Below are 10,251 nucleotides of genomic sequence, written 5' to 3' on the forward strand. Positions count from 1 at the left end.
GAGTTCCGGCGGCGCGAGCCGCCGGAGACATGTCGGGATCAGGCGGCGGCCTTCACCAGCTGCGTCGACTTCTTGACCGGTATGCGCACCGACACGATCGTGCCGACGCCTTCGGTCGAGCGGATTTTCAGGGCGCCGCCCTGAAGCTCGGCCAGCGAGCGTGAGATTGCAAGGCCAAGCCCGGACCCGGCATGGTTCTTGGAGAACTGGTTCTGCACCTGTTCGAAGGGTCGCCCGAGCTTGCCGAGCGCCGCTTTCGGGATGCCGCAGCCATTGTCCTCGATGGTCAGCACCAGCGCGCCGGACGTGTTGCGGGCCCGGACCGAAATATGGCCGCCCTGGCCGGTGAACTTCACCGCGTTGGACAGAAGGTTGATGACGATCTGCTTGATCGCCCGGCGATCGGCAAACAGCGTCAGCGCGTCGGCGATACGTGTTTCCACGGTGATCGCCTTTTGCGCGGCCTGCAGCGAGACGACGCGGACCGTTTCGCTGATCAGCGGACCGAGGTCGATCTGCTCCTGGTCCAGCGAGAACTGGCCCGCCTCGATCTTGGACATGTCGAGAATGTCGTTGATGACGCCCAGCAGATATTTACCGCTGCTGTTGATATCGGTGGCGTACTCCTCGTAGCGCTCCGAGCCGAGCGGGCCGAACAGCCCCTGTTCCATCAGTTCGGAGAAGCCGATGATGGCGTTCAGCGGCGTGCGCAATTCATGCGACATGTTGGCCAGGAATTCGGATTTCGCACGGTTCGCTGCTTCGGCGCGCTCGGTTTCCTTCATGTATTTGCGGTTGAGGTCGACCAACTCACTGGAGCGCTCCTCTTCGGAGCGCCTGGCGAGGCTGAGATCATGGATCGTTGCCATCAGCCGGCGTTCGCTGTCGACCAGCTTTTCCTGATGCAGCTTGATCTGAGTGATGTCGGATCCGACCGAGACGATACCGCCATCCCGGGTCCTGAGTTCGTTGACCTGCAGCCAGCGACCGTCTGACAGCTGCCGCTCGAAAGTGGCACCGCCTTGCGGACCATTGGTGTTGGCAAGCCGGCGCTCGGAAGCGAAGGCCAGCATCCGCTCTTCCAGGGAAGCGCGCGTCACACCCGGCATCACGTCGCGATCCGAGAGCCCGTTGTCCTGCTGATATTTGGAGTTGCACATGATCAGCCGCTGCGCCGAATCCCACAGCACGAAGGATTCGTTGATGTTCTCGATCGCGGTTCTCAGCCGCAGGTCAGCGGCCTCGGAGCGCAGCGCCAGATGGCGCTGCTCGGTGACGTCGACGGCGATGCCGATCAACTGGATTTCCGGTGCTTCCGGATCCATGACCTGGGCACGAGCGCGCATCCACACCCATTGACCATCGGCATGCCGCATCCGGAACACCTGGTCGATGTGGTCGATCTCGCGGGCGACAATTCTGTTGGCGAGCTCGAACAGGTCGCCGTCCTCGGGATGGATGATCTCGTCGACCTCGCCGAAGGACAGCATCGTGTCGCAGGGCTCGTAGCCCAGCATGTCGTACATCGAGCGCGACCAATACATCTTGCCGCGCACCATGTCCCAGTCCCACAGGCCGCAGCGGCCGCGAACCAGCGCCATGTCGATGCGCTGATGCGCTTCGAGATAGATGCGATCGGCAGCCTGTGCGCGCGCCGCCTGCCCGAAATAGGCGTAGAGGATGATGATCAGCACGCCGGCCGTCAGCACGAACAGGGTGACGTTGAGCGAGACGGTCTTGCGCCATGTGTCGAAGACCGCTTGCTGCGGCACCAGAGCCGCGGCGGCTCCCTTCCGGTCCTTGGCCACGCTGACCGCGGCGTACCAGTCCTGGCCGCCGATATTGACCTCCATGACGCCGGCGCGATCGCCGAACATGAACAGCGGCTGGCCGCCCTCGACAAGGCCGTCGAGAGCATGGCCTTGCCAAGGCATCGAGCGCGGCGTCACCGCGGTGATCTTGAAGGCGCTGTCGGTGATGACGAGCACATGGCTGCGGCCCATAGCACCTTGGCGGCTGGTGGTCTCCAGCAGGTCCTGTATGGCGCCGGGCACGGTGTCCGAGGTGGTGGCGAGCGAACTGGCCAGTTGCCCCGCCGCCAGTGTCAGGATCGCCTTGGCGTCGCGCTCGACATCGTCACGTTCGTTCATCAGCGACAGCACACGCAGCGCCGCGATGACGAGCAGGAAGATGATGATCAGGGCCGGTATCGACCGGCGCAGCAGCGGTTCGGCGGCCAGAAGCCGCTTGTAGGCCGGTTCGGCGATGAGCCGCGTATTCCCGGCAAGGCCATCGCTGCGCGCCTCGCGACGCGCAAAAGCCATCCCACCGGGCGCGCCCCACGCGTCCGCCTTCGCCATAAATGGCACTCCCCGAATTTGCCTATGCTGCTTGGTGATCCGGCAAACGCCGCACATCCGAATCGTCAGTAAAGAATCAAAGGTGATTCGCCTTGTCCAGTGGTCCGGGGAAAAAAGATTAAAAATCGACTAAAATAATGGGCTTTTAGAGGTTCGGCACCCGGCCCTCTCCCACATGGGAGAAAACAAGGGCGCCTTAAGCCAGCGTCCGCTCGACGATATCGCGCAGATCCGCTGACAGGTTTTCGGCATTGGCGATCGAAAGCAGGGCTTCCCGGGCCTTGGCCTGCCGCCCTGGCTCGAGCGAACGCCACGATCGCAGTGCCGTCGCCAGCCTTGCCGCCACTTGCGGGTTGCGCTTTTCTACCTCGAGCACCGTCTGCGCAAAGAACCGGTAGCCTTCGCCGTCGGGGCGATGGAAGCCGGTCTGATTGGCGCTGGAGAAGGTGCCGACCAACGAACGCACCCGGTTCGGATTGGCCATCGAGAAGGCCGGATGAGCGGACAGCGCCCGAACCGTGTCCACAGCCTGCGGCCCCGGCACGCTGGCCTGGATCTGGAACCATTTGTCCATGACCAGCGGGTCGGACCCATAAGTCGTCTCGAAAGCCGCCAGCGCCTTGATGGCCTCGGGCGAACCATGGTGGCGATGAGCAAGCGCGCCAAGTGCGGCCGCACGGTCGGTCATGTTGGTCGCCGACTGGAAATGCTCGGCGGCCAATGCCGCTCCGCCCGGCAGCAGCGAGAGATAATCCAGCAAAGTGTTGCGCAGGGCGCGTCGTCCGGCGCTTGTCGCATCCGGGCTGAACACGGCCTTGTCGACAAGGCTGTGGTAGAGGCTGGAGAAGGCCTCGCTATTGGCCGCGGCGATCGTGAGCGCAAGGGCCTGCCGGGCTGCGTGGATGGCGTCGGGGTCGATATTCCTGCCGATGTCGCGGGCGATGTCGGCATCGCCGGGCAGCGCCAGTGCTAGCGCCCGGTAGGCAGGTTCCAGCGTCTCATCGGCGGCAATGCCGCCGGCAAGCTCGGTCAGTCGCGTCGCGAAGACCGGCTGCTTGCCGCCAAGAATCTCGCGGAAGGCTGCGATCAGCGCATCGGTGAGCAGTGTGTTGAAGGCCTGCCAGCGCGAGAAGGCGTCGCTGTCATGGCGGGCGAGGAAGAACTGGTCGTCGGCCTTCTGCTCGACCGACAGCGTCACGGGTGCCGAAAAGCCGCGGTTGAGCGACACCGCTGGGCGTTCGGCAACGCCTGAAAAGCGCACCATATGCCGGCGCTTGCGGACATGGATGACGCCGTCCTCGACGCTGGCGCCCTCGACGCCGCTATATTCGACGGGCTTGCCGCCGGCGCCAATCAGCCCGAAGGCAAGCGGAATATGCATCAGCCGCTTGCGGCTTTCGGAAGGTGTCGGCGGCACCGACTGTTCGATCTCGAGCGTGAACTCCTGGGCGGCCGCATTGTGCGTCGAACTGACCGTCAGATTGGGGGTGCCCGCCTGATGATACCAGAGCGCGAACTGCGACAGGTCGCGGCCCGAAGCATCCTCGAACACCTTGATAAAATCCTCGATCGTCGCCGCGTCGCCGTCATGGCGTTCGAAATAGAGGTCCATGCCGGCGCGAAAGGTCTCAGTCCCAAGGATGGTGCGGATCATGCGCACCACTTCGGAACCCTTTTCGTAGACCGTCGCCGTGTAGAAATTGTTGATTTCGCGGTAGCGGCGCGGCCGCACCGGATGTGCCAGCGGGCCCTGATCCTCGGGAAACTGATGCGCGCGCAGCAGGCGTACCTCGGCGATGCGCTTGACCGGCCGCGAGCGTTGGTCGGCGGAGAATTCATGGTCGCGAAAAACCGTCAGACCTTCCTTCAGGCAAAGCTGGAACCAATCGCGGCAAGTGATTCTGTTGCCTGTCCAATTGTGGAAATATTCATGCGCGATGATCGCCTCGATATTGGCGAAATCGGCGTCCGTCGCGGTCTCCTGGTCGGCAAGCACATATTTGTCGTTGAAGATGTTGAGGCCCTTGTTCTCCATCGCGCCCATGTTGAAGTCGGACACGGCGACGATGTTGAAGACCTCGAGGTCGTACTCCCGGCCAAACGCCTCCTCGTCCCATTGCATCGACCGCTTCAGCGCGTCCATGGCGTAGCCGGCGAGCGTCTCCTTGCCGGGCTCGACATAGATGCCGAGTTCGACCTCGCGGCCGGATAGGGTGACGAAACTGTCGGCAACCCGGCCGAGATTGCCGGCCACCAGCGCGAACAGGTAGGACGGCTTGGGGAAGGGGTCGTGCCACACGGCATAGTGCCAGCCGTCGCCGAGATCGCCCTTGTCGACGGGATTCCCATTGGACAGGAGCAGCGGTGCCTCGTCGCGCAGTGCCTCGATGCGCACGGTGTAGACCGACAGGATATCGGGGCGATCGAGGAAGTAGGTGATGCGGCGGAAGCCCTCGGCCTCGCATTGCGTGCAATAGACATTGTTCGAGCGGTAGAGGCCCATCAGGGCTTCGTTGCCGGCGGGCGCCAGTTCGGTCTCGATCAGCAATTGGAAGCGGCGCGCGGCTGGCGGCTTGAGGATGGTGAGTTGGTCGGGCGTCACCAGCAGATCCGCCGGTTTTGCCTTCTTGCCGTCGATCGCGATGCGCTTGAGCGTCAGCCCGTCGCCGTCGAGCACCAAAGGCGCCGACGCGGACACCCCATCGCGGCGTTCGACCGTCAGTATTGCGGTGACGATTGTGGCCTCGGGCGAAAGGCGGAAGGTCAGGTTGGTCTGCGGAATGAGATAGTCGTTGGGGCGATAGTCTTCGAGCTTGAAGACCTGGCCGGTGTCCGTGCGCATTCCGTTGTTTTTCCTGTCGATTGCGTTGGAAGCGGACAGTTCCCGCTGGTCCAAAAAAATGAAGTTCGCGCTCTTTACACGAAACGGTCCCTCGACAAAACTGCGAGAGGGTCTATCGAGGCCTTCTTTGCGGCATCGCGGCTAAAGCATGTTGAATGCCAGCGTTGCCGGGCATACAGGCAACGATCAGGGACGCATCACCAGCGTGACATCAGGAGCCGGGGCTCAACCAGAAACAACCGGCGGCCACGGTACGCTGAGGGGCATCGCCCTGAAGATCGTGTCCGTCGCAGTTTTTGTCGGCATGCAAACCTGCATCAAGGCGGCCGGCGACGTGCCGGCCGGGCAGATCGTCTTCTTCCGCTCCTTCTTCGCAATCTTCCCGATCATTGCCTTCCTGGCATTGAAGGGACAGCTGTCGACGGCATTCGTCACCAAACGTCCCTTCAACCACGTCGCGCGCGGTATTGTCGGCGTTGGCGCCATGGGGCTTGGCTTCTTCGCGCTGACCAGGCTGCCGCTGCCGGAGGCGATCACCCTGAACTATGCACAGCCGTTGCTGGTCGTGGTGTTCTCCTCGGTCTTCCTTGGCGAGACGATCCGCGTCTACCGCTGGAGCGCGGTCGCCGTCGGTCTGATCGGCGTGCTGATCATTTCCTGGCCGGAACTGACCCTGCTCAACTCCGATGAAGGGCTCGACGACCAGGAGGTCCTGGGCGTCATGGCCGCGCTGGTGGCCGCGGCGATCTCGGCTGTCGCCATGCTGCTTGTGCGCAATCTCGTGCAAACGGAGAAGACGGCGACCATCGTCTTGTGGTTCTCGTCGACCGCGAGCGTGCTCTCGCTGCTGACGCTGCCTTTCGGCTGGCAATCGCTGACGCCGGCGCAAGCTGCGCTGCTCATCATGGCCGGCTTCTGCGGCGGCCTCGGCCAGATCCTGATGACCTCGGCCTATCGTCATGCCGAGGCGTCGGTGGTGGCGCCGTTCGAATACACCTCGATGATCCTCGGCGTCGTCGTCGGCTACTTCGTTTTCGGCGACGTGACTTCGCCCAGCACGCTGGTCGGCGGTGTGATCGTGGTGGCCGCCGGCATCTTCATCATCTGGCGCGAGCGGCAGCTTGGACTGGAGCGCAAGCGAGCGCGCAAGGTGACGCTGCCGCAGGGGTGATCAGGATCGCTCGCCCCGCTCCTTCGCCAACCTTACCAGCACAGCCCTTGTCTGTTCGTCGGCCGGGAAGAAGGATTCGATCGCCAGTTCCGACAAGGTCACGTCGAGCGGCGTGCCGAACACGGTGATCGTGCTGATGAACGACAGCACCTGATCTCCATGGGCAAGCCTCAGCGGATGCACGATCGCATTCGGCTCGATGGGTGTGGGCCTGCTGCCCTTCAGCCCGGACGGGTAGGCGCGCAGCTCGCGCTCCAATTCGACTAGTATCGGATCGCCGCTGGCGTCGTTCTGGTGCTTGAGCCGCTCCAGCAGATGTGTGCGCCATTCCGCAAGGTTGACAATACGCGGCGCGATGCCGCCGGGATGCAGGCTGAGGCGAAGCACGTTGACCGGCGGCGCCAGCAGCGAAGCCTCGCTGACATCGGCAAGGAAGGGAGCGATCGCGGCGTTGGCCGAAACCAGGTTCCAGTGCCGGTCGACAGCCAGTGCCGGGAAGGGCTCGTGTCCCTTGAGCACGATCTCGACCGCCGCCATCGCCGGTGCCAGCGTCGTGTCGGTCAGCGGCCGTTCGCCGAAGCTCGGCGCAAAGCCTGCGGCCAGCAGCAACTGGTTGCGTTGCCTCAGCGGGATCGAAAGCTGCTCCGCCAGGTGCAACACCATATCGCGCGAGGGTGCGGCGCGCCCGCTTTCGACGAAGGACAGATGCCGCTGCGAGATTTCGGCTTCCATGGCGAGATCGAGCTGGCTCATGCGGCGGCGCGTGCGCCATTCGCGAATGAGACTGCCGGCGGAGGTTTGGGCTGATGTCATGGCAGGATGGTTAGGCCGACAGGGACGGCATTTCAATTACCTGCGGGGTTATCGCCAGAGCGCTTACGTTGGAGATTGGCGAAAGCGGGCGCGACGGCCGATCTCCCCCCTCGTGGGGGAGATGCCTGGCAAGGCAGAGGGGGGCGCTGTCCCGCCGACATGGCAGTAAGCCGCGACTGTGTTTGAGGCGAAATCAAAGAAAAAACCACAAAGGCTGGCGATCCTTCACGCCCCCCTCTGTCCTGCCGGACATCTCCCCCACGAGGGGGGAGATTGGCTAATCTCCCAGCGACCGCAGCTTCGCCTTCACCTCGAGAAAATCCCGCCATGCCAGCTTCTTGTGCGCAGGCGTCCGCAGCAAATAGGCCGGATGCAGCGTCGGCATAGCCGGAATGGCGATACCGGACGCCGTGGTGTGGGCACGCCAGTTGCCGCGCAACCTGAGAATGCCTTCTGACGTGTTGAGCAAGGTCTTGGCCGACGGTCCGCCGAGATTGACCAGGACCTTGGGATTGACCAGCTCGATCTGCCGCTCGATGAACGGCCGGCAGATTTCCGTCTCGTGCGGCGTCGGCGTGCGGTTGCCCGGCGGCCGCCACGGAATGACATTGGCGATGTAGACCGAAGTGCGGTCGAGCCCGATCGCGGCCAGCATGCGGTCGAGCAACCGGCCCGAGCGGCCGACGAACGGCAAGCCCTCGATGTCCTCGTCGCGGCCCGGCGCTTCGCCCACCAGCATCACCGCGGCCTCCGGGTTGCCGTCGGCGAACACCAGATTCTTGGCGGTGGTCTTGAGATTGCAGCCGTCGAAGGCCGCCATATGCTGGCGCAGCTCGTCCAGGGTTGTTGCCGTTGTTGCCAACTGGCGCGCCAGCGCCGCCTGAGCTTCGTCCGGCACGGCGGCTACCGATGGACGCGCCGGTGGCGCATCCGGCACGTTGCTCGCATCCAGGCCGGGCGAAGCCGCTGGCCGCTCCGGGGCCTTGTCTTCGCGAGGGGGCGCTGCCTGTGCCGGCGCGCGCTCGACAGGCCTCGGTGGCGCCTCGGCGAAGCGGTTCACCGGGGCGTCTTCCAGCGCCTCATCGACGCCAGCGCTGGCATAGAAGGCCAGGATGTCGGCAATATCGGTCGGGCTGTTTGGGGAGGCGGCAGTCATGGTGCGCACATTCGTCCGCATGACTGCAATTTGCAAGCTGGCGGCCTGCCTTATCCGGTCGGTATGCGTGGATCCTGCACCAGATAGAAAGTCCATCGCGGCGTGTAGTCGGTCACCAGGAATTCGAAGCTGGCGGTCTTCAGCGGGTCGACCTTGCCGTTCTTGAACAGCAGCCGGTCATAGGGTTCGAAGTCGCGGTCGAAATCGGCGAAATTGCTCGACCAGATATTTTCGGGCGTCTTGTTGCGTTGGTCGAACGAAAGCCCGTCTCCAAACACGCTCGGTTGATCCAGGATCTCCTGAAGCTCGAACTGGAACTCGATCCAGGCCTGGCCGCTGTTGTTGAGCACGTCGATGCGCATATACATGATGCCGTTGGCGAACTCGCCCGCCGTGCCGAATGCCTGGATCGGCTTGGTGGTGCGGATGGTCAGCGTCACCGGTGTCGCCGAGTTCAGCTCTTCGGTGATGACCAGCGGATCGTCCTTGGTTCCGATGCCGGAGGCTCCGGTGATGCGGAAGCCGCCGAGCTCGTCGGAGAAGGAGTAGGCGCCTGTCGCCCAGACTTTCACCTCGTCTGCGGTGGCGTGCCCCGGTGCCGCCGTCAGAAGGGCCAGCAGAATCGCCCGGCAGGCCCGGCCGGGCGGGAAAAGAAAGCGCGTCGAAGGAAAGCCGCCAGGCCCAGGAATGCGCATGGCAGGAAGTATGGCCGATAAGCAAGCCGCCGAACAATTAAAAAACGCAAGCACTGTGGGTCTCGCTGGGCACAAACGGTTGCCCTGGCGCAAGATGCGCGACTTTTTGGCCAAATCCGCATTGTCACGTCTGCGCCGGTTTCCTGTCGCCAATTGATGCGCTATGCAGCGCAGGAGCCAGCAAGATACGCAACAGCGGCAAGCCAGTGCGGAGGGGTTGATGAGCGATATCGAACGCGAAAGCATGGAATTCGACGTGGTCATCGTCGGTGCCGGCCCGGCCGGCCTTGCCGCCGCCATCCGCCTCAAGCAGGTCAATCCCGAGCTTTCCGTCGTCGTGCTGGAAAAGGGCGGCGAGGTCGGCGCCCATATCCTCTCCGGCGCAGTGGTCGATCCGATCGGTATCGACCGGCTCCTGCCCGGCTGGCGCGAAGAGGAAGGCCACCCTTTCAAGACCCCGGTCACGGCGGATCATTTCCTGGTGCTCGGTCCTGCCGGCTCGTTCCGTCTGCCCAACATTTTCATGCCGCCGCTGATGAACAATCACGGCAATTACATCGTCTCGCTCGGCAATGTCTGCCGCTGGCTGGCAACCAAGGCCGAGGCGCTCGGCGTCGAGATCTATCCGGGCTTTGCCGCTGCCGGGCTGCTCTACAATGAAGAAGGTGCGGTTACCGGCGTCGTCACCGGCGACATGGGCGTCGAGAGGGACGGCACGCATGGCCCGGGCTTCGCGCCGGGCATGGCGCTGATGGGCAAATATGTGCTGATCGGCGAAGGCGCGCGCGGCTCGCTCGCCAAGCAGCTGATCGCCAAGTACAAACTCTCCGATGGCCGCGAGCCCGGCAAATACGGTATCGGCCTGAAAGAACTCTGGCAGGTCAAGCCGGAGAACCATCGACCGGGCCTGGTGCAGCACTCCTTCGGCTGGCCGCTCGACATGAAGACCGGCGGCGGTTCTTTCCTTTACCACCTGGAGGACAATCAGGTGGCGGTCGGCTTCGTCCTCCACCTCAACTACAAGAACCCTTATCTGTCGCCATTCGAGGAATTTCAGCGTTTCAAGACCCATCCGGCGATATCGGGCACGTTCGAAGGCGCCAAGCGGCTGGGCTATGGCGCGCGCGCCATCACCGAGGGTGGCTGGCAGTCGGTGCCGAAACTGTCCTTCCCAGGCGGTGCGCTGATGGGATGTGCGGCAGGCTTCGTCAACG

General features: G+C 63.5%; 8 protein-coding genes. 3 read left to right on the top strand and 5 right to left on the bottom strand.

Annotation, left to right across the window (positions count from 1 at the left end; genetic code table 11):
- Positions 1-38: 38 nt before the first annotated feature.
- Both AC1DX0_RS24250 and pepN read right to left on the bottom strand, forming a co-directional pair.
- Positions 39-2,360, bottom strand: a complete 2,322-nt coding sequence (locus AC1DX0_RS24250) for a PAS domain-containing sensor histidine kinase (RefSeq protein WP_477357094.1) — start codon at positions 2,358-2,360, stop codon at positions 39-41.
- 196 nt (positions 2,361-2,556) lie between these two features.
- Positions 2,557-5,202 (bottom strand): aminopeptidase N, encoded by a 2,646-nt coding sequence (gene pepN, locus AC1DX0_RS24255; protein WP_477219505.1) that lies wholly within the window; start codon positions 5,200-5,202, stop codon positions 2,557-2,559.
- 148 nt (positions 5,203-5,350) lie between these two features.
- On the opposite strand from pepN, the gene AC1DX0_RS24260 reads away from it, so the two are divergent.
- Complete coding sequence (locus tag AC1DX0_RS24260; protein WP_477219504.1) at positions 5,351-6,373, top strand: DMT family transporter; 1,023 nt, start codon at positions 5,351-5,353, stop codon at positions 6,371-6,373.
- On the opposite strand, the gene AC1DX0_RS24265 is transcribed toward AC1DX0_RS24260, so the two are convergent.
- The 3 genes from AC1DX0_RS24265 to AC1DX0_RS24275 form a co-directional block, all read right to left on the bottom strand.
- Positions 6,374-7,186 carry a helix-turn-helix domain-containing protein gene (locus tag AC1DX0_RS24265; RefSeq protein WP_477219503.1) on the bottom strand — a complete coding sequence of 271 codons (813 nt, stop codon included), beginning with the start codon at positions 7,184-7,186 and terminating at the stop codon, positions 6,374-6,376. It lies immediately after the preceding gene.
- Between the two features lie 277 nt (positions 7,187-7,463).
- A complete protein-coding gene (locus AC1DX0_RS24270; RefSeq protein ID WP_477219502.1) occupies positions 7,464-8,342 on the bottom strand; it encodes a uracil-DNA glycosylase in 879 nt (292 codons plus the stop codon).
- A gap of 50 nt (positions 8,343-8,392) precedes the next feature.
- Positions 8,393-9,037, bottom strand: a complete 645-nt coding sequence (locus tag AC1DX0_RS24275; RefSeq protein WP_477219501.1) for a hypothetical protein — start codon at positions 9,035-9,037, stop codon at positions 8,393-8,395.
- On the opposite strand from AC1DX0_RS24275, the gene AC1DX0_RS24280 reads away from it, so the two are divergent.
- Both AC1DX0_RS24280 and AC1DX0_RS24285 read left to right on the top strand, forming a co-directional pair.
- Positions 9,036-9,194, top strand: coding sequence for a hypothetical protein (locus AC1DX0_RS24280; RefSeq protein WP_477219500.1), 159 nt, complete (start codon positions 9,036-9,038; stop codon positions 9,192-9,194). The genes AC1DX0_RS24275 and AC1DX0_RS24280 overlap by 2 nt on opposite strands.
- A gap of 63 nt (positions 9,195-9,257) precedes the next feature.
- A partial coding sequence (locus AC1DX0_RS24285) for an NAD(P)/FAD-dependent oxidoreductase (protein WP_477357096.1) occupies positions 9,258-10,251 on the top strand: 994 nt, incomplete at its 3' end.

The sequence above is a fragment of the Mesorhizobium sp. P3_A9 genome, from assembly GCF_056402975.1.